The sequence below is a fragment of the Thioclava sp. ES.031 genome (genome assembly GCF_002563775.1).
Lineage (GTDB): Bacteria > Pseudomonadota > Alphaproteobacteria > Rhodobacterales > Rhodobacteraceae > Thioclava.
Genome location: NZ_PDJO01000001.1, coordinates 1,076,629 through 1,097,945 on the forward strand (window position 1 = coordinate 1,076,629; position 21,317 = coordinate 1,097,945).

Consider the following 21,317-nt stretch of genomic DNA (forward strand, 5'->3'; position numbering starts at 1 on the left):
TTCGGGGGGGAGATTAGGCGCGCCCGTAGGCCTCCGCAATGGCCACCTGCATCGCGTCTTCAGGATCGCGCTCGCCCCAGGTCGCCAGCTGGAAGGCCGGGTAGAACCGCTCGGAGGACACGACAGCCGCGCCGATCAGACGGTCGATCTGCTCCGGCCCGGGCAGCTGCCCGCCCGAGAGCACCAGCCCGTGCCGCCAGACCATCAGCCGCTGATCGGGCCAGAAGGTGAAGGCGCCGGTCCAGACCCGGTCGTTGATGCGGTTGAGCAGCTCGTAAAGCGCGCCTTCGCGGGCAGGCGGCGGATCCATCTCGAAAGTGCAGATCAGCCGCAGGGTTTCGTCCATCGGCGACCAGGCGAGGGTGATCGAGTAGGTCCGCCACTGACCCTCGACCGCCATTGCGATCTGGTCATCGGTGACCCGGTCGAATTCCCATTCATGGGCTTCGGCCAGCGTCTCGACGATGTCGATCGGGTGGAGTTCTTCGGCGTACAGATAGTCTTCGCTCAGTGCCATGCTCGTATCCCCCTGCCTTTTTAGATGCCCGGGGTGCAGCTCCCCTAGGGCTTGTCGGCTTTACAAGGAACGGCGGTAGCAGCCGCCTATCCCTACAAGATATCGTGTAGGCAGGTTGCTATTGTGTAAAGCAATTTCTGGTGGATAAGCCGGGTGGCCCCCACGAAATCTGGGGATAGTTCATCCACAACGCGGGGCGGATTGCGGATTGCTACACGCTAAGCATTTGAGATTGTTCGGAAACGCAAAAAGCGCCCGAAGAACGGGCGCTTTTTGAAGCGGTTTGGTGGAGCCTAGGGGGATCGAACCCCTGACCTCGTCATTGCGAACGACGCGCTCTCCCAGCTGAGCTAAGGCCCCGAACCGTGGCGTGGTATTTCGCGCAAGGCGCGGGCGTTGTCAAGCGGCCCGCCCGCGCCGCGCGCGAAATTTTCTGCCGATCCGAGTTATGCGGGCACCGAGATTTTCGACTTCACGAAATTGACCAGATCGCCTGCCGGGCGCGCCCCTGCGGCGCGGGCGACCTCGCGGCCCTTGGCGAACAGGATGAAGGCGGGAATGCCCTGAATCCGGTAGCGCTGGGTCGCGGTGGGGTTCACCTGCGTGTTGATCTTCGCCAGCCGCACATGCGGTGTCAGCTTCTCGGCGGCCATGTTGAACTGCGGCGCCATCGCTTTGCACGGGCCGCACCACGGCGCCCAGAAATCGACCAGCAGCGGCAGATCGTCCTTCTCGGCCTTGGCGAGCGTCTTGAAATCGACTTCGGTCACCTTGTGCGAGACGAGCCAGCCGCCGCAGGTGCCGCATTTCGGATTCGCGCCCAGCTTCTCGGCGGGCACTCGGTTGGCCTGCCCGCAATCGAGGCAGGTTACACGATAGGTCTTGGAGGATTGGGTCATGTCACCCCTCCTTTACATTGGGTTGCAAGATATATCGGAAACCCACTTCGGCTTTGCAAGGAGACGACATGACGCGCTGGAAAGAGCTGAGCCCCGAACGCCAGATGGACCTTCGCGCCGCCTATGACATCGAGATGGCGCGGCAAACCAATACCTGTTCGCTCGACGAGAAGATCGCGCGTTTCGCCGAATGGCTCGCCCCGCAGGGCATCGCCTTCGGGATGGACGATCTCGCGAAAGGCTGACCCGCTCAGCGGCTCTTCAGGTAGAAGAGCGTCCCCCCGACGATCACCGCGGCGAGCACCGCCAGCGCGATCTTCCACGCCGACCACGGGCGATCCCCGCGCACGCGGCCCGTCTGGGCGTTCACGACGAAGCGGTAGGAGCGGCCACGGAACTTGTAGGCGGCGGTCCAGATCGGCAGCAGGATATGCTTGAAGGTCTCGGCCGAGAACTGCGGGTCCATCGCGCCGATCCGCTGCTCGTCGCCGCCGATATCGCGGCGAATGTCGGTCTGGATGACGCGGATCATCTCGGCCTGCGCGGCGTGATGGCCTTCCTGCAACTGCACGGTGTAGCCCTCGGCGGTGAAACCCGCGAGGTAATCGCGGCGGTAGGGTTCGAGCGCAGTCAGATCCCACGGGCGCAGCGCCTGCACGTAATCGGGCGGCAGCGAGCGCGCGGCGTAGATCACCACATCGTCGAAATCGCGCGCCACCTGACCCGAGACCGGCGTCCAGCGGATGCGCCGGACCTGCTCGGTGCGCGGGCCCTTGTCGGTCTGCACGGTGCGCGTGACGTAATAGGCGTCGCCGCGCTGGCCGGAATAGCGCGTGCGGGTCGCGGCGTCGAAGGTCCAGAAGGGCGCGTAGATGCCGGTCATGCGCCGGCCCTTGCGGGCATATTGCGACAGCCCGTTGGGCGCGAACCACAGCGAGCCGAGCCATTTCGAGAGTGCCGCGCGCGCCTGATCCTCGGTGAGCTGGAAAGGCAACACCCCTTGCGGCTTGATCAGCCGCGTCGTGCCGGTATCGACCACCACGGGCGTCGCGCAGAACGGGCATTCGGTCGCGTGCTCGCCGTTTTGCAGCTCGATCGAGGCACCGCAATTGGGGCAGGAGACGGTGCGGTGCTCCTCCATCTCCTGCGCGGGCAATTCGCGGGTCAGCGCATCGTCGAGCGGCAATTCGCGCAAGCGTGCCTCTCCACGCCCGGTGGCGGAGGGAATGTCCTGCACATGGCCGCAATGGTCGCAGACGAGCCGCGTTTGGCCCGGCGCGAACCGCAGATCGGCGCCGCAGCTTTCGCAGTGATAGTGGCTCTCGCCGCGTGGGTCGGCAGGGGCGGCAGCCGCGCTCCGCCCCACTTTCGGGAAACCCAGCATCGGATCAGCTCGCAGCAGGCGGGGGCGGCGGCGGTGCGATGGTGAAGAGCTGCGCCAGTTCGGTCACGTCCTCTGCGCGCATCCAGCCGTTCTGACCCGGCGTCCAGACGAGGCTGTCGCGGGTGAGCGAGCCTTCCGAGACCATCCGCCCCAGATGCCCGCGCCCGAAGGGCCCCTGCGTCTGGCCGTTGACCGCGAGATGCCAGACCTTCTCGACCGGCGGCGGGGGAGGGGGCGGCGGCGCGGCCGCAGCGGGTTGCTGGGCCATCTGCCCCCACGGCCCCATCTGCTGGCCCATCGCCATGCCCATCCCGGCGCCCATGCCCGCGCCCATCGCGGCACCCATCCCGGCGGAGGCGCCCGAGCCCGGCTGGCCCATCGCCTCGGCGGCATTGAATTGCATGTATTTGTTCAGATCGCCCACGATTCCCATCGAGGTGCGCTTGTCGAGAACCGCCTCCACCGCTTCGGGCAGCGAGACGTTCTCGATGTAGAACTCGGGCAGCTCCAGCCCGTAATTCGCGATGGTGGGCGCGATCGCCTTGGTGATCAGCTTGCCCATGTCGGCGGTGTTCGCGGCCATGTCCAGCACCGGAATGCCCGAGCTGGCAATCGCGCGCGAGAACTCCTGCACGATCACGTTGCGCAGCTGGTAGCTGATCTCGTCCGAGGTGAACTCGCCATCGGTGCCGACGATCTCGGTCAGGAATTTGCCCGGATCGGTGACGCGCATCGAATAGGTGCCGAAGGCGCGGATGCGCACCGGGCCGAATTCCGGGTCGCGCGCCATCACCGGGTTCTTCGTGCCCCATTTGAGGTCGTTGAACCGGGTGGTGTTGACGAAATAGATCTCGGACTGGAAGGGCGATTTGAAGCCGTGATCCCAGTGCTGAAGCGTCGTCAGGATCGGCAGGTTGTTGGTCTCGAGCATGTAGAGCCCGGGCCCGAAGATATCGGCCAGCTGCCCCTCATGGACGAAGATCGCGGCCTGCCCTTCACGCACGGTCAGCTTCGCGCCGTATTTGATCGCATGCCCCTCGCGTTCGAACCGCCAGACCATCGTGTCGCGGGTGTCGTCGGTCCAGCCGATGACGTCGATGAATTCGCCGGAGAGGAAATCGAGAATGCCCATGGATGCGGTTCCTTCTTGGTTCTCAGCTTGCGCCGCCCAGCAATTCGGAGGCGATGGTGGTGACGATCGGGCGGGCCTCGCGTTCGGTCATGCCGGGCGTCAGGCGCGGGTCGTAAAGCATCTGCAGCAGCAACTCGTCATGCTTGGTCAGCAGCGAGAATTCCTCGTCATCGTTGAAGATCGAGGGCCGCGCGCGCGGATAGTCATTGGCGAGGCCGAGCCCCTGGGCCAGTTCCTCATGGATACAGCTGGTGCGCAGTTCCGGCGGGTGCTCGCCGCGGATGACAGCGACCGCATCGGTATAGATCGGACTGTCGCCCTGCGAGAAGGCGAAGACCACGCAATAAGTCGAGAGCGGCAGATTGGTGATCGCCTCGACCGAGCTGTCATCGATCCCCGGCACCAATTGGCGCAGGCGCGGGCCGATCGCCCGGCGCTCGTCCTCGTTGAGGAACAGGACATGGAAATTGCCGCCCCGGTGCACCACGCTTACCGGATGGCGCGAGGCGCGCGCAAGCTTGCCCGCATAGGCGCGCACTTCGGCGATATCCGAGGCGCGATCGGCCTTGGGGATCGAGGCGCCAAAGTCGATATCCATCCGCACCGGCTTGTCCCAGCGCCGCAGGCGCGAAGGGGTCTGACGCGCGACGAACCCGCCGCCCTGCGCCGCGTATTCGTCGTAAAGCGCGATATGGATGAAGTCCTGCACCAGCTGCCGCTGATTGAATGGCGCATCGCGCGGCGCGACATCGGTGCGCAACTGCCCGCGCGCTTCCATCTCGGCGGCGGTCTTGGCGAAATAGGCCGACATCTCGCGCGAGAGCGCGCTTTGCTTTGTGGCGTCCGAGCGATCGAGACCGGCCGGCGCGCTGGGCGGGCGCGCGGTCTTGTCCGGTGCGAGCGGCGAACCGCCCAAGCCCGGCATGCAGCCCGAAAGGGCCAGCACCGCCAGCCCTGCAAGAACCGGTAAAGCCGCGCGCATCCGTGTCATCCCGCAGCCCCGCCGGCCTGCGCGGAGGATTTCGCCGCCGACAGGGTGTCGCGCAGCTTGTCCTCCATTTCGATCAGTTCCTTCTCGGCATCGGCCCGTTTGCGCTTGCCCTCGTCAGCGATGCGCAACGAATCTTCGATCGTGGCGACAAGATCGGCATTGGCCGCCTTCACCGCCTCGATGTCGAAGACGCCGCGCTCCATCTCGGTGCGGATCTCGGCATTGGCTTCTCGCAGGTTCTTGGCATTCGATTTCAGAAGCTCGTTGGTCAGATCATTGGCCTCGCGCACAGCGCCCGCCGCCTCGCGCGAGCGCTGGATCGTGACCGCCTGCGCCAGCTGGGTTTCCCACAGCGGCACGGTGTTCACGAGCGTCGAGTTGATCTTGGTTACAAGGCTCTTGTCGTTCTCCTGCACCAGCCGGATCGAAGGCAGCGACTGCATCGTCACCTGACGGGTCAGTTTCAGATCATGCACCCGGCGCTCCAGATCGTCGCGGGCGGCGCGCAGATCGCGGATTTCCTGCGCCTTGAGCACTTTCTGATCCTCGGACGCGGCTTCCATCGCCGCCTCTTTCGCGGGGATTTCCTCCCGGTCGAGCTGGGCCAGTTTTTCCTCGCCCGCAGCGATATAGAGGGCGAGCTCGTCATAGAAATGCAGCGTCTTGTCGTAGAGCATGTCGAGCGATTTGATGTCCTTGAGCAGCTTGTGCTCGTGGCTCAGCAACTCGTCGGTGACGCGGTCGATCTGGCCCTGCACCTCTTCGAACCGGGCGATGAAGTTGCCAAACGGCGCGGCCCGGCCCAGCAGCTTTTCCCACCAGCTCCGCTTGCGGCGCACGTCAAGTTCCGAGACCGAGAAGCCGCGGATCGTGGTGACGATCTGGCGCAGGCTGTCTCCTGCGGGGCCGACATCCTTGTTCTTGACGCCCGAGAGCATCTCTTGGCTGATCGACTGCAGATCGACCTGCGCGCGCGAGCCGAACTGCACGATCGAATTCGAGTCGCCCATGTCCAGCTCGGCCATACGCTTGCGGATTTCCTCGGCGGTCTCGGGCGGGGCCTGATCGAGCGGCGTTACCGCCTCTGCCGGGCCCGGCTCGGGCAGCAGCGAACCGCTGACACCTTCCACTTCGGTCATCAGCTCGGTCGCCTTTTGGCGGGTCGTCTCGGTCATCTCAGGGCCTCCTTGCGCCTGTCGGGGCAGTTCCCGGTGTCACTCTTCCACTCACGCTTCGTCAATTCTCGCGGGAGGTCGGCACGACCCCTTCGCGCGCCAGCCGGTCGCGCAGCACGTCGATCTCGATCTCCAGCCCCTCGCGGCCATCTTCCAGCATCTTGCGGGTGCGGGCGGTGAAATTCGCCTCCAGATCATCGAGCAGCGCCGCGTAATCGTCGCGTGCCTTTTGATCGCGCGTGTTGCGCCACAGATCGGCGAACTTGATCGTCGCGTCGCGCGCACCCTCCAGATAAACGGTCATGTAGCGCCGCGCCTGCGCCAGATCGCCGGGGTCTTCCTCGACCGCACGGAACAGATCGCGCGCGGTGGTCGCGAATTGCTCGACCCGGCCGATCAGAACACGCTCGCCCGACGGGGCGATGGCCTTGCGCATCTCCGCCAGATAGGCCTCGCCTTCCTTGACCACGCGAGCGACGCGCTCTTGCTGAAACTCGTCGACGCCCTCCATCCCCTTGTCTTTCAGCGGATCGAGACCGAAAGCCACGAGCGAGACCACCGTGCCGATAGCCCCGATCCCGACCGCGCCGATCACGCCCAGTTCGGGGGCCTGCGCACCCAGTGCGAGCCCCAGGCCATAGCCGACCGAGCCCAGAATTTTTCGCGGAAAGGCCGGGCGCTTGGCCGAGCTGCGCGCGACATAGGCGAATTCGGCCCGCAGCCCCTCGCGGATCGTCCAGGCGGCGCCCGCGATCAAGGCGAAGGCGCCAAGCGCGCGGGCCAGTGCGAAGGGGCCTTCGCCGAAGGCGCCCAGCAGGAAGGGCAGGGCGGCGGCCACGATCCAGAACGGACGGCCTTCCTCGGGGTGGCGGGCATCGGGACGACGATGGGGCGGCACGCTGCGGGGATCGTGCAGGTCGGGCCCGCTGGCCGGGCCTTGGGGCGAGTATTTTCCGCCATAGCGTTGAGCCATCATACGCTCCCGGTGAGCGCGACCGACAGCGTCAGCGCGATCATCAGCCAGAAAGCGATTCTCTTTTGCGCCTCGCGCGACATCGCCAGCCCCTGCCATCGGACGCGAATTTCGACGTCCTCAGGGGAATTTATAAGCAGGCTGGCGGGTCTATGCCAGAGAGACGGTGTGAAATTCGCGTAAACTCGCCGAGGAAAAAGAAGAGGGGAAAACCATGGCGGTTTTCCCCTCTCTCAAAGCGCGTTTTCGCCGGTCAGTCGCGATTGCCACCGCGCGGCTTGCCACCGAAGGGCTTGCCACCGAAGGGCTTGCCACCGGGTTTCCCGCCCGGTTTGCCCGAATGCGACTTGAAGCCGCCCGAGCGTGCGGGCCGGTCGCCGCGCGCGTCGCCGTGGGATTTGAACCCGCCCGAGCGCGGCTTGCCGCCCGGCTTTCCGCCATGCGATTTGAAGCCGCCCGAGCGGGGCTTGTCGCCGCCACGGTCGTCACGGCCACCTTCGTCGCGGTCCCGGTTGAAGCGCGCCTTGTCGCCGAACTTCCCGCTGGGCTTGCCGCCGAATTTCCCGCCCGAGCGGTCGTCGCGGTCGCGGTTGAAGCTGGGCTTGTCGCCACGCGGCCCACGATCGGGGCGGTCGCCACGATCTTTCGAGAAACGCGGACCCCGGTCGCCGCGCTCGCCTTCATCGCGATGCGACTTGAACCCACCGGTGCGCGGCTTGCGCGGCCCGTCGCGGAACGGGCGATCCTCGCGGCCGCCCTCTTCGCGATCCTTGCGGAAACGCGGCTTGTCGTCGCGGCCACCCTCGTCGCGGTCGCGGTTGAAGCGCGGCTTGTCGCCACGCGGCCCGCGATCCGGACGGTCGCCCCGGTCCTTCGAGAAGCGCGGTCCACGATCACCGCGGTCGCCCTCGTCACGATGCGATTTGAAGCCGCCCGTGCGCGGCTTGCGCGGACGATCCTCACGGCCGCCTTCGTCACGATCCTTGCGGAAACGCGGCTTGTCATCCCGGCCGCCCTCATCGCGATCGCGCTTGAAACGCGGCTTGTCGCCCCGATCCTTGCGCTCGCCGCGCTCCGGGCGATCCCCACGCTCCTTGCGCTCGGGCTTCGCCTCGCCGCCTGCGGGCTTGTCGTCGAGCAACCCGCCAAGCTGGTCGCGCAGCATCCTGCGCTTCACTTCCATCACGTCGCCCGCCTTCATGTCGATCAGGCGGAACGGGCCGTAGCTGATGCGGATCAGGCGGTTCACCTGAAAGCCGATTTCGGTCATCGCGCGGCGGATCTCGCGGTTGCGGCCCTCGCGGATGCCCACGGTCAGCCACGCATTCGCGCCCTGCTGACGGTCGAGCGAGACTTCCATCGGCAGGAATTCTTCGCCATCGATGGTGATGCCCTGACGCAGCGGCTCGAAGCTCTGCTCGGTCGGTCGGCCATTCACGCGGACGCGGTATTTGCGCAGCCAACCGGTCTCGGGCAGTTCCAGACGGCGCTTCAGCCCACCGTCATTGGTCAAGAGCAGCAAACCTTCGGAGTTGAGGTCGAGACGGCCGACGTTCAGCACGCGCGGCATGCCCTCGGGCATCTCGTCGAAGATCGTGCGGCGGCCCTGTTCGTCCTTCTCGGTCGTGACCAGACCCAGCGGCTTGTAATAGAGCCAGAGCCGCGTTTCCTGCGGCGCGTCGATCGGCTTACCGTCGATGGTGATCTTGTCGGAGGACGCCACGTCGAGCGCGGGCGAGGCGATCTGCTTGCCGTTCACCGCGACCTTGCCGGCGAGGATCATCTTCTCGGCGTCGCGGCGCGAGGCCACGCCGGAACGCGCGATCACCTTGGCGACGCGTTCTTTCGCACCGGATTTATCGGCGGATTTCGGGGCGGAATTTTCGGGAGTGTCGGTCATGTCCGGTTCCTTCTAGGGGAGGGGGCGCGCGAGTCGCTCGGGCGCGAAAGATCGCGATCTACACCTTTCTGCTGCGCGTGGGAAGCGTCTTGATAAGCGCGGATTTGCAAGCGATGAAGAGCCATGGAATTCCGGTCTTTCATGCAACAGGCGCTCGCAGAGGCGCGCGAGGCGGCCAAACGCGGCGAGGTGCCCGTGGGCGCGGTCGTCGTCTCCCCTGACGGTAGGGTGGTGGCCGCCGCTGGCAACCGCACCCGCGAGCTGGGCGATCCGACCGCCCATGCGGAGATCCTCGCGATGCGCGAGGCCTGTGCGCAGATCGGCTCGGAGCGGCTTCCGGGCTATGACCTCTACGTCACGCTCGAGCCATGCCCGATGTGCGCCTCGGCTATCTCTCAGGCCCGGATCGCGCGGCTTTATTACGGCGCGGCCGATCCGAAATCGGGCGGCGTCGCGCAGGGGCCGCGCGTCTTCTCGCATCCGCAAAGCCATCATGTGCCGGAAATCTACGACGGTATCGGGGCGGCGGAGGCGGAGGCGCTTTTGAAGGATTTCTTCGCCGCGCGCCGCTAGATCCGCGCCCGTCTGGACGGATTGCCTTTCCTGTGGCATATCAATCGCATCGCAGGCCCCCGAGGGCCGCGACCCCCAACATTGGTATCAGTCAGAAGGAGCGGGCATGCGTCCGGCACTGCGTCTGCGCGAAGGTGGCCTTGCGGCCTATCAGCAAGAAATGAAATGGATCGCGCTGGGGCTCGGCATCGCCTCGACCATCGCCATCGTGCAGAACTGGTACCCGCTCAATCTCTTTCTCAGCCTGCCTTTCTGCATGATCTGGGCCTATCACGCCTGGCTCCATACCGAGCGCCAGCTGAAATATCTCAACATCATGTTCACCGGCTTCTACGTTTACGGGATCGCGCGCTATTTCCTTGTGTCGCAGGGTCAGGGCTGAGGCGCGGGTCTTGTAACCCCGTCGGCCAGCGGGGATAGTCGCGCAAGACATTCGGGGATGATTTCATGAGCGACCAGAACGACAAGATACTCGAACAGGCCCGCCAGTTCATCGAGGCGATCCCGCATTCCCGCGCGCTGGGGATGCAGATGGACGAGATCCGCCCCGGCTGTGCGACCCTGTCGATGCCCTATGACACGCGCTTCGTGGGCGATCCGCGCACCGGCGTGATCCATGGCGGCGCGGTCTCGGCGCTGATGGATACCTGTGCAGGCGCCGCCGTGATGAGCCATCCGCAGGCCGGAGCCTCCACCGCGACGCTCGATCTGCGCATCGATTACATGCGGCCCGCGACACCCGGCCAGCGGATCACCGCGCGGGCCGAATGCTACCACGTCACCCGCTCGGTGGCCTTCGTGCGCGCCACCACCCATGACGAGGATGCCGAGCGTCCCGTGGCGACCGCCACCGGCGCCTTCACCGTCTCGCGCCCCGAAAAACCCAAATCGGAGGGGCAAGCATGAGCCGTCCCAAGCCCGAACCCGTCCAGCAGGTCAAGCAACGCCGCGACGGCGCGCTCAAGATGCTCGTCGAAGGCATTCCTTACGCGCAATTCCTCGGCATCGGTTTCGACCGGCGCGGCGATGAGCTGACCGGCGTTCTGTCCTATGACGACAAGCTGATCGGCAACCCGATGCTGCCCGCGATCCATGGCGGGGTGACGGCGGCCTTTCTCGAGGTCACTTCGATCATCGAACTCAGCTGGTCCTATCTCTGGGACGATATCGAGGCAGGGCGGATCGATTTCGACGCGCTCACGCCGGAGAGCCTGCCGCGGCTGCCCAAGACGATCGATTTCACCGTGGACTACCTGCGGTCCGGCCTGCCGCGCGACGCCTATGCGCGGGCGCGCGTCAACCGCTCGGGGCGGCGTTACGCCAGCGTCCATGTCGAGGCGTGGCAGGACAACCGGACCCGGATCTTTGCCCAAGCGACCGGCCATTTCCTGATGCCCGCGCGGGATCTGCCCTCTAGCAATGGCTGAGATCACCCATGCGCGGGTTCTGAAGATCGCGCTGCCCATCGTCCTCTCGAACGCCACGATCCCGATCCTCGGCGCGGTCGACACGGCCGTCGTCGGCCAGATCGGCCTGCCCGCGCCGATCGGGGCGGTGGGGATCGGGGCGGTGATCCTCTCCTCGCTCTACTGGATCTTCGGTTTCCTGCGGATGGGCACGACCGGGCTGGTCAGCCAGGCGCATGGGACGGGCGATACCGGCGAGGTCTCCGCCGGGCTGATGCGCGCGCTGATCATTGCGGGCATCGCCGGTCTCAGCCTGATCGTACTGCAATTGCCGCTGTTCTGGGCCGCGTTTCAGCTTGCCCCGGCGAGCGACGAGGTCGAGCGTCTTGCCCGCGACTACCTGCAGATTCGCATCTGGGGCGCGCCGCTCACCATCTCGCTTTACGCCTTCACCGGCTGGCTGATCGCGCTGGAGCGCACGCGCGGTGTCCTCTTGCTGCAAGTGACGATGAACGCGCTGAACGTGGGGCTGGATCTTCTCTTCGTGCTCGGGCTCGGCTGGGGCGTGCAAGGCGTCGCGGGCGCGACGCTGATCTCCGAGATCAGCGGTGTGGTGCTGGCGCTGTGGCTCTGTCGCGCGGCCTTCGCGGGCGGCTTGTGGCGGGCGCGCGCGATCTTCGACCGGGTGAAACTAGCGACGATGGCGCGGGTGAATACCGACATCATGCTGCGCTCGATCCTGCTGCAGGCGAGCTTCACCTCCTTCCTGTTCCTCGGCGCGGGGCAGGGCGATGTGACGCTCGCGGCCAATCAGGTGCTGCTACAATTCCTGCAGATCACCGCCTTCGCGCTGGACGGGTTCGCCTTCTCCGCCGAGAGCCTCGTGGGCCAAGCGGTGGGCGCGCATTCGGCGGCAAGGCTGCGCCGGGCGAGCATCGTGTCCTCGCAATGGGGGATCGGCGGCGCGCTTGCGCTGGGCGCGGTCTTCCTGCTTGCGGGGCCAGCGATCATCGACCTGATGACCACCGCCCCGAATGTCCGGATTGAGGCGCGCGACTACCTGTTCTGGATCGCCGCCGCCCCGCTGATCGGTGGACCGGCCTGGATGCTCGACGGCATCTTCATCGGCGCGACCCTGACGCGCGAGATGCGCAACGCGATGGTGATCTCGGTCGCGATCTACACGGCCGCGCTTTTCGTGCTGATCCCGCTTTTCGGCAATCACGGGCTCTGGGCGGGGCTGATGATCCTCAACGCCACGCGCGGCCTGACGATGGCGCGGCTCTATCCAAGGGCCGAGGCGAAAGCGACAGCCGGGTAGGGGCGCGGCCACACTGCCTGCGCCCGGCCTGTCCCTTCGCCTTGGGAGAAATATCCCGGGGGTGAGGGCGAAGCCCGAGGGGGCAGCGCCCCCTTAGACGGTATCCAGGTAAAGCTCGGTCTGTTCCTGATCCGAGAGCTCGGCCATGTAATGCAGCTCCTGCCGCTTGGTCATGGCGAAATTGGTGATCAGGTCGCGGTCGAAGATGCGCGGCATGATCTCGCAATTCTGGAAAGCGTCGATCGCCGCTTCCCAGTCGGTGGGCATCTGCGGCAGGTCGAGCGCATAGGCGTTGCCCTTGATCGGCTCCGGCGCTTCCATTTTGTCCTCGATCCCGATCAGGGCCGCGCCGAGGATCGCCGCGATCATCAGGTAGGGGTTCACGTCGCCGCCCGCCACGCGATGCTCGATCCGCCGCGCCTGCGGCCCCGATGCCGGGATGCGCAGTGCCGCAGTGCGGTTCTCATAGGCCCAGGCGATGCCGGTCGGCGCATGGGCGTCGGGCACGAGCCGGTCATAGCTGTTCTCATGCGGCGCGAAGATCAGGCCCGAGCCCGCCATCGCGGCCAGACAGCCCGCCACCGCATGGCGCATCTGGTCCGAGCCTTGCGGCGTGCCGTCGTTGAAGATGTTGTTGCCCTCGGCATCGAGCACCGAGAAATGCATATGCATCCCGTTGCCGGGCCATTCGTCGTAAGGTTTCGCCATGAAGGACGCGGCGAAGCCATGCGCGCGCGCCAGACCTTTCACCAGCATCTTGAACAGCCAGCTGTCATCTGCGGCCTTCAGCGGGTCGGGCTGATGCGAAAGGTTGATCTCGAACTGCCCCGGACCCGCTTCGGAGATCGCGGTATCGGCGGGAATATCCATCGCCTCGCAGGCGTCGTAGAGCTGGCTGAAGAAGATGTCGAACGCGTCGAGCGCGCGGAGCGAGAGGACCTCGCCGCCGGTGCGGCGCTTGCCCGAGCGCGGCGAAGGCGGCACGCGCAGGGTCTTGCCGCTGTCGTCGATCAGGAAGAATTCCAGCTCGGTCGCGACCACCGGGGTCAGCCCCAGCGCCTTGTAGCGTTCCACCACGCGCGCGAGCGCCTGCCGCGGATCGCCCGCATAGGGCTTGCCGTCCATATGGAACATCCAGATCGGCAGCAGGGCGGTCGGCGCCGAGAGCCACGGCATCGGCAGGAAGCCCCGCTCGGTCGGCATCAGAAGCCCGTCGGCATCGCCGGATTCGAACACGAGCGGGCTGTCTTCGACATCCTCGCCCCAGATGTCGAGGTTCATCACCGAATAGGGAAAGCGCGTCCCTTCGGTGAAGACCTTATCGGCGAAGCGGGCTGGCAGGCGCTTGCCGCGCGCCACCCCGTTGAGATCGGCCGCCGCCACGCGGATCGTGCGAACGTCGGGATGGTCGTGCAGCCAGTTCATGTGTCACCTGATAATCTGCGGCCTGAACCGGAAGCGCTTGCGGCTTTCCTGCGGCAGATGGCGGTTCAGGCGGCGGTTGATCACCCCGAAAACCGCGATGACGCAGAGCGTGAGCAGGATGAAGTAGAACGCCGCGATCGGGTAGGGGATGAAGGGATTGAAGGTCTTGTCCGCGAAGTACTTCGCGTAATAGAGCGCGTCGCCCTCCTGCCGGAACGCCGGGAAGCCCGAGAAGAACACGAGCGTGGTGGCGTGGAACAGGAAGATCGCCTCGTTTGTGTAGGACGGCCAGCCGAGCCGGAGCATCGTGGGCCATGTCACGCGCCGGAACTTGGTCCAGCCGGTCATGCCGTAGGCGTCGGCGGCTTCCATGTCGCCTTTCGGCACCGAGCGCAGCGCGCCATAGAAGATCTCGGCGGCATAGGCGGAGGTGTTGAAGAACAGCACGATCAGCGCGCCTGCCCAGGCCCGCGTGATCCAGTCCGTCTCGATCGTGATCCCGAGGATCGGGAAGCCCGCACGGGGCAGCATCGCGAAGGCCTCATAGGCGAGGAAGAACTGGATGAAGAGGGGCGAGCCGCGGAACAGGAAGATGAACCACTCCGCGGGTTTGCGGAAGATCGCGCGATCGGAGTTCTTCGCCACCGCCAGCGTCGTGGCGAGGAAGAACCCTGCCAGCAGCGCGAGGATGCCGAAATAGAGGTTCCAGATCATCCCCGAGCCGATCAGGGTGAATTGCTGGCACATGGTGAAATCGGAGCGCGGCAGCAGCCGCTCGCCGATGCCCACGGAGCGCAGCCCGTAATCCGCGATGGTCTGAATGCAGCTCATGCGTCCGCCTTTCTCAGCGCTTCACCGGCTGCCGTGGCCTGACCGAAGGCGAGGCGGCGGTTGATGCGGGCCAGCACGATCTCGGAGAGCTTGGTCATCACCAGATAGAAGACCAGCAGCACGAGGAAGTAATAGAGACGCCAGTCGGGATGCGGATAGGCGTAGATGCTCGACTTGGTCGCGCCGAGTTCGCGCGCCCAATAGACGATATCCTCGATGCCCAGCAGGAACAGCAGCGGCGTCGCCTTGATGAGGATCATCCAGAGGTTCGACAGGCCGGGGATCGCATAGGCCCACATCTGCGGGATCAGCACGCGACGGTTCACCTGCGCGCGGGTCATGCCATAGGCTTCGGCGGTCTCCAGCTGGGCGCGCGGCACCGCCTGCATCGCGCCGAACAGCACATTGGCGGCGAAGGCGCCATAGACGATGGAGAAAGCCACCACGGCCAGCGCGAAGCCATAGGCCTCGTGATAGAATTGCGGGGCCGTGCCGAGCGGGATTTTCGCCGCGGCACAGACGTGGAATTCGTTGCCCGTCCAGGCGGGGCCGGGATCGGAACAGACCGCGCGCGACTTCAGGTATTCAAGGCCCTGGTCCATCGCGATCGGCACGAAAAGAAAGAAGATGATATCGGGCACACCGCGCACCATCGCGATGTAGCCGCGTCCGAGAAGGCGCAGCGGGGCGGCGCTCGACCGGGCGGCCAAGGCTCCGCCGAAGCCGAAGATCAGCGCCACCGGCGCGGTCACGGCCAGCAGGATCAGCACGATGCCGAACGAGCCATAGAACATGATCTGCTTACCTGTGGTCAGGTAGCAGAGCAGCCAGCCAAGCCCGTGAAGGGCAGAGGGATCGGAACAGCTTTCGAACATCGGACTTTCGGTCGGGACCGGAGCGGCTCATGCCGCCCCGGCCTCGTTTTCTGGATCAGTTCTTGAAGGTCATGGCGTCGTCGCCGAAATACTTCTTGAGCAGTTCGTTGAGCGTGCCATCGGCTTTCAGCTTGGAAATGCCGTCGTTGAACTTGGCCTTCAGCTCGGTGTCGGACTTGCGCAGGCCGATGCCGATACCTTTGCCGAGCTGCACATCGTCGCCCACGAATTCCAGGTTGTCCTGGCCCGCGAAGGGCTTGAGCGCGTCCTTGTCGGCGAAGACCGCGTCGGCTTCGCCGTTCTTCACGGCCGCGATCGTGTCGTCGAGCGTGGCGTATTCGGCCAGCGTCGCGCCGGTTTCAGCGACATGGGCCGCCTGAATGGTGCCGGTCTGCGCCGCGATCACGCCGCCCTTGAGGTCCGCGCCCGGGTCCATCGCCATGTAGGACGAGGCTGCCGGCGGGTAATAGGCTTGGGTGAAGTCGATGGTCTTCTCACGCTCAGCGGTGATCGACATGCCAGCCATGATCGTGTCGTAGTTGCCGCTCAGCAGGTTCGGGATGATCGAATCCCAGTCATTGGTGACCCAGGTGCAGTCGAGGCTCTCCATCTCGCACAGCTTGTCGCCGAGCTCGCGCTCGAAGCCCGCGACTTCACCGTTATCGTCGATGAAGTTGTAGGGAGGGTAGGCGCCCTCGGTGCCCATGCGGACGGTCTGTGCCGCAGCGACGCCGGCCGAGAGGCCGAGGATGGCAGCGGTCAGGATCAGTTTTTTCATTTTGGTTCCCCGTTGTTAATTCTTGGGTTGGTTCACGCCGGCGCGGTGGCCGACAGGAATTGTTGCAGGCGCGTCGATTTCGGCGCGCCGAACAGAGCCTCTGGCGGGCCCTCTTCCTCGATCTTGCCCTGATGCAGAAAGACGACGTGGTCGGAGACGTCACGCGCCAGTCGCATATCGTGGGTGACGAGGATCATGGTGCGGTGTTCGGCGGCGAGGTCCTTGATGACCTTCACCACCTCTTGCTGCAATTCCGGGTCGAGCGCCGAGGTGGGCTCGTCGAAGAGAAGCGCCTTGGGCTCCATGCACAGCGCCCGCGCGATCGCCGCGCGCTGCTGCTGGCCGCCCGACAGCTGCGCGGGCCAGGCGTCGCATTTGTCGCCGATGCCGACCTTGTCGAGCAATTGGCGCGCCAGCGGTTCGACCTCTGCCTTGTCGCGGCCCAGCACCGTCACCGGCGCTTCCATCACATTCTGCAGGATTGTCATGTGGGCCCAGAGATTGAACTGCTGGAACACCATCGACAGGTTGGTGCGGAACCGGGTGACCTGCGCGCGGTCGGCAGGGCGACGATTGAGCCCCTCGCCACGCCAATGCACAGACTCGCCCTCGAAGATCACATCGCCCTTCTGGCTGTCTTCAAGCAGGTTGCAGCACCGCAAGAGGGTCGATTTGCCCGAGCCGGAGGAGCCGATCAACGACACCACATGGCCGCGCGGCGCGGTGATCGAGACGCCTTTTAGCACCTCGAGCGAGCCGTAGCTCTTGTAAAGGTCACGGATTTCGATGACGGGCGCGTCTTTGGGCGCAGGCTCGTTTCGGGTCACGCAGGCAGCTTCTCTTTGTCCATCCGCGCAATCTGGCGCGATTTGACCGGTGAATGCAACTGCGTCTGCCCGGTTGACGATGGGGAAGGGGCCGAAATCACGAGCATCTGAGGAAAAAACAGGCGCGGAGCGGTCGCGCCCCGCGCCGGGGTGCCCGTCGAATTCAGGTGCGGCGGGCCTCGACGCGTTGCCGCGCCACCGCCGAATCGACGTCGTTAACGCCCAGAAGCTTCGCCGCGAGCCGGATCAACGCATCCTCATGGGCATCGCGCACGCCATCGGCCAGCGCCACGTCCCACAGCGCCTCGATCACGCCGGTGCGGTCCTCATAGGCGACCTTGTCCTTCAGCGCGCGGGTGAAGCGGACCGTGTCGGGCGCGCCCGCCTCGACCTCTTCGGCGCGCTTCCGCATCTCGGTCGCCTCGAAGCCCGAGAGCCCGTTGCGCTGCGCGAGAACCCGGTCGATCCGGGTTTTCTCCTCTTCGGTATAGTTTTCATCCGACCGCGCGAGCCGCACCAGAAGTGCGCCAAGCGCCAATTCGCGATCGGCCCCCTCCATCGGATCGGGGGCGGGATCGTTGAGCATATCGAAGAGGCGTCCAAACATAGGCATAGAGATAAGCGATGCGCGGCGCAGGGCAAGTCACGGATGCGAAAGCCCTGCGCGCGTGTCTCGCTTTTAGCCGACTTTCACGACCATCTTGCCGAAATTTCGGCCCTCCAGCAGGTCATAGAGCCCCTGCGGCGCGGCCTCGAGGCCCTCCACCACCTGCTCCTTGTACTGAACCTTGCCCTCTTTCAGCCAGCCGGTCATCGCTTCGGAGAATTCCTGATAAAGCTCGATCGGGAAGCTGTCGAAGATGATGAAACCCTGCACCTTCACCTTCATGCGCAGGATCGTCGAGAGGATCTGCGGGCCGTGATCGGGCCCCTCGGGAAGGCCTTGCAGGTTATACCACGCGACCATTCCGCAGACCGGCATCCGCGCAAAGGGGTTGAGAATCGGCAGCACGCCGTAGAGCACCTTGCCGCCGACATTCTCGAAATAGACGTCGATCCCGTCGGGGCAGGCCGCGGCCAGTTGCTCGGCGAAATCGTCCGCGCGGTGGTCGATGCAAGCGTCAAACCCCAGCGTGTCGGTGACATGGGCGCATTTCTCGGCCCCGCCCGCGACGCCGACGACGCGGCAGCCCTTGATCTTGGCGATCTGGCCCACCGTCGCGCCCACCGGCCCGGAGGCGGCGGCAACCACGACCGTCTCGCCCGGTTTCGGCTCGCCGATTTTCAGCAGGCCCGCATAGGCCGTGTAGCCCGGCATCCCAAGGATGCCCAAGGCCCAGCTCGGGTTCTCCGGCTCCGGCCCGAGATTGAGCACCTGCGTGCCGTCCGAGACGAAGAAGTCCTGCCAGCCCGAGGGCGAAAGCACATAGTCGCCCTTCGAGAAGCCCGCGACATCGCTCTCCATGACCTCGGCCACGACCTGACCGGTCATCACGCCGCCGATCTCGACCGGGGTCGCGTAGGATTTCGCATCCGACATCCGCCCGCGCATATAGGGGTCGAGCGACAGATAGACGGTGCGCAGCAGCATCTGGCCCTTGCCCGCCTGCGGCACGGCCTCGGTCTCGAGCTTCAGCGTGTTCTCGTTCGGCGCGCCTTTCGGGCGTTCGGCGAGGATGATCTTGCGGTTGGTGTCGGTCGTCTGTGCCATGAAAGCCTCCTGTTTGAAGGGCCAGCTAGCACGCGGTTCGCGCAGGGAAAGGGGGCCAGCCCCCTCGGGCTTCGCCCTCACCCCCGGGATATTTCGACAAGAGCGAAGACAGGCACGGACCGCGCCTTCGCTCTTGCGAAATATCCCGGGGTGAATGCCGTAAGGCAGAGGGGCAGCGCCCCTTAGCTGCGGGCCGCTTTCTCGGAAATGCCGGACGTCCCTTCGCGGCGCTCCAGCTCGGCCAGCACATCGGCCAGCTTCACGTCGCGTGCCGCCAGCATCACCAAGAGGTGATAGAGCACATCCGCCGCCTCATAGGTCAGGTTCTCGCGGTCGTTCTTCGCCGCGGCGATGATCGCTTCCACCGCTTCCTCACCGAATTTCTCGGCGCATTTCTCCGGGCCCTTGGCCAGCAGTTTCGCGGTCCACGAGGTGTCGGGATCGGCGCCCTTGCGGCTCTCGATGGTCGCGGCGAGTTGGTCCAGAATGCTCATTGCAGCCTCATCGGAATGCCCGCGGCGGCCATATGCTCCTTGGCCTCGCGGATCGTGTATTCGCCGAAGTGGAAGATCGAGGCGGCGAGCACGGCCGAAGCCCCGCCCTTGGTCACGCCTTCCACGAGATGATCGAGATTGCCGACGCCGCCGGAGGCGATCACCGGCACGTCGACGGCGTCCGAGATCGCCTTCGTCAGCTCCAGATTAAAGCCCGAACGCGTGCCGTCGCGATCCATTGAGGTCAGCAGGATTTCCCCCGCGCCCTTCGCAGTCACGGTGCGCGCGAATTCCACCGCGTCGATCCCGGTGGATTTGCGCCCGCCATGGGTGAAGATCTCCCAGCGGCCCGGCTCCACTGTCTTGGCGTCGATCGCACAGACGATGCACTGGCTGCCGAAGCGGTCGGCGGCCTCGGTGATGACGTTCGGATCGGCCACGGCGGCGGAGTTGAACGAGACCTTGTCGGCGCCCGCCAGCAGCAATGCGCGCACGTCCTCATGGGTGCGCACACCGCCGCCCACGGTGAGCGGCATGAAACATTGCTCGGCGGTGCGGGTCACCAGATCGAACATCGTGCCGCGGTTCTCATGCGTCGCGTGGATGTCGAGGAAACACAGCTCGTCGGCGCCGGCTGCGTCATAGGCCTTGGCGGCCTCGACCGGGTCACCCGCGTCGATCAGGTTCACGAAATTGACGCCTTTCACGACGCGGCCATCGGCGACGTCGAGACAGGGAATGATGCGGGTCTTCAGCATGGGCGGCGCTCCTTTGGCGCTTTCATAACGCGCAGGTGCCGCGAGGCAAAGGGGCAGAGTGCTCAGACCGGCTCGACCGGGCAATGCGGCAGAAGGCGGCGCACCATCGCGGCCGAACACAGATCGGTCGCAGGTGTGGTCACGGCCGCCGCCGCGCCCGCAGCGCCTTGCTGCAACGCCTCGGGGAAGGGTTTGCCGCGGGCCAGCGCCAAGGTGAAGGCGGCCACGAAACTGTCGCCCGCGCCCACTTTCGACACCACGTCGACCTTCGGGGCCACGGCGAACCAGCGCGCGTCCTTGGTGGCCAAGACATTACCGTCCGAGCCGCGCGCGACGATCACCGCATGCGCCAATCCGCGCCGCACGAGGCTTTGCGCGAAATCGGCGCTGTCGCTGCGCTCGTGCAGTGTGCGGCCCGCGAGCTCCTCGGCTTCCAGCTCGTCCATCCGCAGCACGTCCGCAGGTTGCGCCTTGCGTTCCATCAGCTGGTGCAGCGCCCCGCCGGACGTGTCGAGAAAAAGCCGCGCCTTGGTCCGCGCCATCTTCGTCGCCAGACGCGCGGGGAAATCTTCGGGCACGCCGGGAGGTTGCGAGCCCGACAGAACCACGATCCCATCTTCGGGCGCTGCCCGCGCGATCCGGCTGAGCGCCTTCGCGACATCACGCGCGCCCCAGTCCGGCCCCGGCATCACGAAGCGATATTGCGCGCCCGTGCTCTGGTCGGTGGCGGTCAGGCTCATCCGCGTCTCGCCCGGCGCGGGGAAGGGGAAGACGGCGATCCCGGCCTCGGCCAAAAGCCGCATCACCCGGTCGCCGGTGGTCCCGCCAAGGGCCACGAAAGCCGTGGAGTTGCCCCCCAGAGCGGCGATCGCGCGGCTGACATTCAACCCGCCGCCGCCCGGATCCGTGAGCGGCCGCGTGCAGCGCAGCTTGCGCTCGGGGGCGACCTCGGGGGTCTCGATCGACAGATCGACCGTCGGGTTGAGCGTGATCGTGAGGATCGAGGTCATCGCGTCTCCTTTTGGCCCAGAGCCCGACTTTGCGGCGCGGAGCTCGCGCCTGTCAACGCAGTGTTAAGGGATGGTGCGCTATGACCTCACCCGTGCTGTTTCAAAGGAGTGTGAGGATGGTCCCGGGTGCCGATGATCCGCGATGGAAGCGGGTTTTGACGAGTCAGAGCGATTTGAGTGCAGCGTCGCTGGCGACGAAGATTTTGATTGCGCGCCTGCGTCGCGAGGTGGCCGCGCGCCCGGCCTCGCTTGGCGAGAAGATCGCGGAGCTGCGTGAGTTCGTGACGAAAAATGCTTTTGCCGCCGGCGATGTCGCGGCGTTCTAGGCTTGAGAGGG

Annotated in this window: 25 protein-coding genes and 1 tRNA gene; 7 read left to right on the plus strand and 19 right to left on the minus strand. The window is 65.6% G+C overall.

All coding sequences use genetic code 11. From position 1 onward, the window contains the following. Positions 1 to 13 precede the first annotated feature (13 nt). The 3 genes from AXZ77_RS05250 to AXZ77_RS05260 all read right to left on the minus strand — a co-directional run bounded on the left by AXZ77_RS05250 (position 14) and on the right by AXZ77_RS05260 (position 1,416). Positions 14 to 517: a YbjN domain-containing protein gene (locus AXZ77_RS05250; RefSeq protein ID WP_078519694.1), complete on the minus strand. Its 504-nt coding sequence runs from the start codon at positions 515 to 517 to the stop codon at positions 14 to 16. A 284-nt stretch (positions 518 to 801) separates the two neighbouring features. Next, a tRNA-Ala gene (locus AXZ77_RS05255) sits at positions 802 to 877 on the minus strand. An 86-nt stretch (positions 878 to 963) separates the two neighbouring features. After that, complete coding sequence (locus AXZ77_RS05260; protein ID WP_078569482.1) at positions 964 to 1,416, minus strand: thioredoxin domain-containing protein; 453 nt, start codon at positions 1,414 to 1,416, stop codon at positions 964 to 966. 68 nt (positions 1,417 to 1,484) lie between these two features. Here AXZ77_RS05260 and AXZ77_RS19515 point away from each other — a divergent pair, with 68 nt between their 5' ends. Next, entirely contained in the window at positions 1,485 to 1,661 is a 177-nt protein-coding gene (locus tag AXZ77_RS19515) for a hypothetical protein (protein ID WP_158522074.1), read from the plus strand. A gap of 5 nt (positions 1,662 to 1,666) precedes the next feature. Here AXZ77_RS19515 and AXZ77_RS05265 read toward each other — a convergent pair whose 3' ends face one another. The 6 genes from AXZ77_RS05265 to AXZ77_RS05290 form a co-directional block, all read right to left on the minus strand. After that, entirely contained in the window at positions 1,667 to 2,800 is a 1,134-nt protein-coding gene (locus tag AXZ77_RS05265; RefSeq protein ID WP_244176542.1) for a zinc ribbon domain-containing protein, read from the minus strand. Between the two features lie 4 nt (positions 2,801 to 2,804). Further along, a complete protein-coding gene (locus tag AXZ77_RS05270; protein WP_098410328.1) occupies positions 2,805 to 3,932 on the minus strand; it encodes an SPFH domain-containing protein in 1,128 nt (375 codons plus the stop codon). A 22-nt stretch (positions 3,933 to 3,954) separates the two neighbouring features. Beyond that, on the minus strand, positions 3,955 to 4,914 hold the full coding sequence (locus tag AXZ77_RS05275) for a DUF2927 domain-containing protein (protein ID WP_255266420.1): 960 nt from the start codon (positions 4,912 to 4,914) through the stop codon (positions 3,955 to 3,957). Positions 4,915 to 4,919: 5 nt separating this feature from the next. After that, positions 4,920 to 6,098: a toxic anion resistance protein gene (locus AXZ77_RS05280; protein ID WP_098410330.1), complete on the minus strand. Its 1,179-nt coding sequence runs from the start codon at positions 6,096 to 6,098 to the stop codon at positions 4,920 to 4,922. Positions 6,099 to 6,159: 61 nt separating this feature from the next. Next, positions 6,160 to 7,071: a 5-bromo-4-chloroindolyl phosphate hydrolysis family protein gene (locus tag AXZ77_RS05285; RefSeq protein ID WP_098410331.1), complete on the minus strand. Its 912-nt coding sequence runs from the start codon at positions 7,069 to 7,071 to the stop codon at positions 6,160 to 6,162. 253 nt (positions 7,072 to 7,324) lie between these two features. Further along, complete coding sequence (locus tag AXZ77_RS05290) at positions 7,325 to 8,971, minus strand: pseudouridine synthase (RefSeq protein WP_098410332.1); 1,647 nt, start codon at positions 8,969 to 8,971, stop codon at positions 7,325 to 7,327. Between the two features lie 123 nt (positions 8,972 to 9,094). Here AXZ77_RS05290 and AXZ77_RS05295 point away from each other — a divergent pair, with 123 nt between their 5' ends. The 5 genes from AXZ77_RS05295 to AXZ77_RS05315 all read left to right on the plus strand — a co-directional run bounded on the left by AXZ77_RS05295 (position 9,095) and on the right by AXZ77_RS05315 (position 12,271). Next, positions 9,095 to 9,544, plus strand: coding sequence for a nucleoside deaminase (locus tag AXZ77_RS05295; protein ID WP_078599482.1), 450 nt, complete (start codon positions 9,095 to 9,097; stop codon positions 9,542 to 9,544). Between the two features lie 106 nt (positions 9,545 to 9,650). Continuing rightward, positions 9,651 to 9,926, plus strand: coding sequence for a peptidase (locus tag AXZ77_RS05300; RefSeq protein WP_098410333.1), 276 nt, complete (start codon positions 9,651 to 9,653; stop codon positions 9,924 to 9,926). Positions 9,927 to 9,991: 65 nt separating this feature from the next. Next, a complete protein-coding gene (locus AXZ77_RS05305; protein ID WP_078599480.1) occupies positions 9,992 to 10,450 on the plus strand; it encodes a PaaI family thioesterase in 459 nt (152 codons plus the stop codon). Further along, positions 10,447 to 10,971, plus strand: coding sequence for a PaaI family thioesterase (locus tag AXZ77_RS05310; protein ID WP_098410334.1), 525 nt, complete (start codon positions 10,447 to 10,449; stop codon positions 10,969 to 10,971). The genes AXZ77_RS05305 and AXZ77_RS05310 overlap by 4 nt, the downstream gene beginning before the upstream one ends. Then, the gene (locus AXZ77_RS05315; RefSeq protein WP_098410335.1) at positions 10,964 to 12,271 is read left to right on the plus strand and encodes an MATE family efflux transporter; all 1,308 of its coding nucleotides are present in this window, start codon (positions 10,964 to 10,966) and stop codon (positions 12,269 to 12,271) included. The genes AXZ77_RS05310 and AXZ77_RS05315 overlap by 8 nt, the downstream gene beginning before the upstream one ends. Before the next feature lie 93 nt (positions 12,272 to 12,364). Here AXZ77_RS05315 and AXZ77_RS05320 read toward each other — a convergent pair whose 3' ends face one another. From AXZ77_RS05320 to AXZ77_RS05365, 10 genes are all read right to left on the minus strand, one after another. After that, complete coding sequence (locus AXZ77_RS05320) at positions 12,365 to 13,696, minus strand: glutamine synthetase family protein (RefSeq protein WP_098410336.1); 1,332 nt, start codon at positions 13,694 to 13,696, stop codon at positions 12,365 to 12,367. Between the two features lie 3 nt (positions 13,697 to 13,699). Continuing rightward, the gene (locus tag AXZ77_RS05325) at positions 13,700 to 14,527 is read right to left on the minus strand and encodes an ABC transporter permease (protein ID WP_098410337.1); all 828 of its coding nucleotides are present in this window, start codon (positions 14,525 to 14,527) and stop codon (positions 13,700 to 13,702) included. Further along, positions 14,524 to 15,402 (minus strand): ABC transporter permease, encoded by an 879-nt coding sequence (locus AXZ77_RS05330; RefSeq protein ID WP_098410338.1) that lies wholly within the window; start codon positions 15,400 to 15,402, stop codon positions 14,524 to 14,526. Before AXZ77_RS05330 ends, AXZ77_RS05325 begins: the two co-directional genes overlap by 4 nt. Before the next feature lie 55 nt (positions 15,403 to 15,457). Then, positions 15,458 to 16,180, minus strand: coding sequence for a transporter substrate-binding domain-containing protein (locus tag AXZ77_RS05335; RefSeq protein ID WP_098410339.1), 723 nt, complete (start codon positions 16,178 to 16,180; stop codon positions 15,458 to 15,460). Between the two features lie 32 nt (positions 16,181 to 16,212). Further along, positions 16,213 to 17,007, minus strand: a complete 795-nt coding sequence (locus AXZ77_RS05340) for an ABC transporter ATP-binding protein (protein ID WP_078519679.1) — start codon at positions 17,005 to 17,007, stop codon at positions 16,213 to 16,215. 163 nt (positions 17,008 to 17,170) lie between these two features. After that, complete coding sequence (locus AXZ77_RS05345) at positions 17,171 to 17,593, minus strand: TerB family tellurite resistance protein (RefSeq protein ID WP_232621724.1); 423 nt, start codon at positions 17,591 to 17,593, stop codon at positions 17,171 to 17,173. A gap of 93 nt (positions 17,594 to 17,686) precedes the next feature. Continuing rightward, complete coding sequence (locus tag AXZ77_RS05350) at positions 17,687 to 18,718, minus strand: NADP-dependent oxidoreductase (protein ID WP_098410340.1); 1,032 nt, start codon at positions 18,716 to 18,718, stop codon at positions 17,687 to 17,689. Between the two features lie 182 nt (positions 18,719 to 18,900). Next, positions 18,901 to 19,212, minus strand: a complete 312-nt coding sequence (locus AXZ77_RS05355) for a phosphoribosyl-ATP diphosphatase (RefSeq protein WP_098410341.1) — start codon at positions 19,210 to 19,212, stop codon at positions 18,901 to 18,903. Next, positions 19,209 to 19,970 carry an imidazole glycerol phosphate synthase subunit HisF gene (gene hisF / locus AXZ77_RS05360; RefSeq protein WP_098410342.1) on the minus strand — a complete coding sequence of 254 codons (762 nt, stop codon included), beginning with the start codon at positions 19,968 to 19,970 and terminating at the stop codon, positions 19,209 to 19,211. The genes AXZ77_RS05355 and hisF overlap by 4 nt, the downstream gene beginning before the upstream one ends. Positions 19,971 to 20,032: 62 nt before the next feature. Beyond that, complete coding sequence (locus AXZ77_RS05365; protein ID WP_098410343.1) at positions 20,033 to 20,980, minus strand: 1-phosphofructokinase family hexose kinase; 948 nt, start codon at positions 20,978 to 20,980, stop codon at positions 20,033 to 20,035. A gap of 116 nt (positions 20,981 to 21,096) precedes the next feature. Between AXZ77_RS05365 and AXZ77_RS05370 the strand changes: the two genes are divergently transcribed. Further along, positions 21,097 to 21,306, plus strand: a complete 210-nt coding sequence (locus tag AXZ77_RS05370; protein WP_078599473.1) for a hypothetical protein — start codon at positions 21,097 to 21,099, stop codon at positions 21,304 to 21,306. Positions 21,307 to 21,317 lie beyond the last annotated feature (11 nt).

Excerpts from the sequence above, each read along its gene's own strand:
- AXZ77_RS05345 (WP_232621724.1), bottom strand. The coding sequence starts at position 17,593 with ATGCTCAACGATCCCGCCCCCGATCCGATGGAGGGGGCCGATCGCGAA.
- AXZ77_RS05310 (WP_098410334.1), top strand. The coding sequence starts at position 10,447 with ATGAGCCGTCCCAAGCCCGAACCCGTCCAGCAGGTCAAGCAACGCCGC.
- AXZ77_RS05260 (WP_078569482.1), bottom strand. The coding sequence starts at position 1,416 with ATGACCCAATCCTCCAAGACCTATCGTGTAACCTGCCTCGATTGCGGG.
- AXZ77_RS05365 (WP_098410343.1), bottom strand. The coding sequence starts at position 20,980 with ATGACCTCGATCCTCACGATCACGCTCAACCCGACGGTCGATCTGTCG.
- AXZ77_RS05300 (WP_098410333.1), top strand. The coding sequence starts at position 9,651 with ATGCGTCCGGCACTGCGTCTGCGCGAAGGTGGCCTTGCGGCCTATCAG.
- AXZ77_RS05370 (WP_078599473.1), top strand. The coding sequence starts at position 21,097 with ATGGTCCCGGGTGCCGATGATCCGCGATGGAAGCGGGTTTTGACGAGT.
- AXZ77_RS05315 (WP_098410335.1), top strand. The coding sequence starts at position 10,964 with ATGGCTGAGATCACCCATGCGCGGGTTCTGAAGATCGCGCTGCCCATC.
- AXZ77_RS05320 (WP_098410336.1), bottom strand. The coding sequence starts at position 13,696 with ATGAACTGGCTGCACGACCATCCCGACGTTCGCACGATCCGCGTGGCG.
- AXZ77_RS05330 (WP_098410338.1), bottom strand. The coding sequence starts at position 15,402 with ATGTTCGAAAGCTGTTCCGATCCCTCTGCCCTTCACGGGCTTGGCTGG.
- AXZ77_RS05295 (WP_078599482.1), top strand. The coding sequence starts at position 9,095 with ATGGAATTCCGGTCTTTCATGCAACAGGCGCTCGCAGAGGCGCGCGAG.
- hisF (WP_098410342.1), bottom strand. The coding sequence starts at position 19,970 with ATGCTGAAGACCCGCATCATTCCCTGTCTCGACGTCGCCGATGGCCGC.
- AXZ77_RS05285 (WP_098410331.1), bottom strand. The coding sequence starts at position 7,071 with ATGGCTCAACGCTATGGCGGAAAATACTCGCCCCAAGGCCCGGCCAGC.
- AXZ77_RS05350 (WP_098410340.1), bottom strand. The coding sequence starts at position 18,718 with ATGGCACAGACGACCGACACCAACCGCAAGATCATCCTCGCCGAACGC.
- AXZ77_RS05290 (WP_098410332.1), bottom strand. The coding sequence starts at position 8,971 with ATGACCGACACTCCCGAAAATTCCGCCCCGAAATCCGCCGATAAATCC.
- AXZ77_RS19515 (WP_158522074.1), top strand. The coding sequence starts at position 1,485 with ATGACGCGCTGGAAAGAGCTGAGCCCCGAACGCCAGATGGACCTTCGC.
- AXZ77_RS05325 (WP_098410337.1), bottom strand. The coding sequence starts at position 14,527 with ATGAGCTGCATTCAGACCATCGCGGATTACGGGCTGCGCTCCGTGGGC.
- AXZ77_RS05270 (WP_098410328.1), bottom strand. The coding sequence starts at position 3,932 with ATGGGCATTCTCGATTTCCTCTCCGGCGAATTCATCGACGTCATCGGC.
- AXZ77_RS05275 (WP_255266420.1), bottom strand. The coding sequence starts at position 4,914 with ATGCGCGCGGCTTTACCGGTTCTTGCAGGGCTGGCGGTGCTGGCCCTT.
- AXZ77_RS05265 (WP_244176542.1), bottom strand. The coding sequence starts at position 2,800 with ATGCTGGGTTTCCCGAAAGTGGGGCGGAGCGCGGCTGCCGCCCCTGCC.
- AXZ77_RS05355 (WP_098410341.1), bottom strand. The coding sequence starts at position 19,212 with ATGAGCATTCTGGACCAACTCGCCGCGACCATCGAGAGCCGCAAGGGC.
- AXZ77_RS05280 (WP_098410330.1), bottom strand. The coding sequence starts at position 6,098 with ATGACCGAGACGACCCGCCAAAAGGCGACCGAGCTGATGACCGAAGTG.
- AXZ77_RS05305 (WP_078599480.1), top strand. The coding sequence starts at position 9,992 with ATGAGCGACCAGAACGACAAGATACTCGAACAGGCCCGCCAGTTCATC.
- AXZ77_RS05250 (WP_078519694.1), bottom strand. The coding sequence starts at position 517 with ATGGCACTGAGCGAAGACTATCTGTACGCCGAAGAACTCCACCCGATC.
- AXZ77_RS05335 (WP_098410339.1), bottom strand. The coding sequence starts at position 16,180 with ATGAAAAAACTGATCCTGACCGCTGCCATCCTCGGCCTCTCGGCCGGC.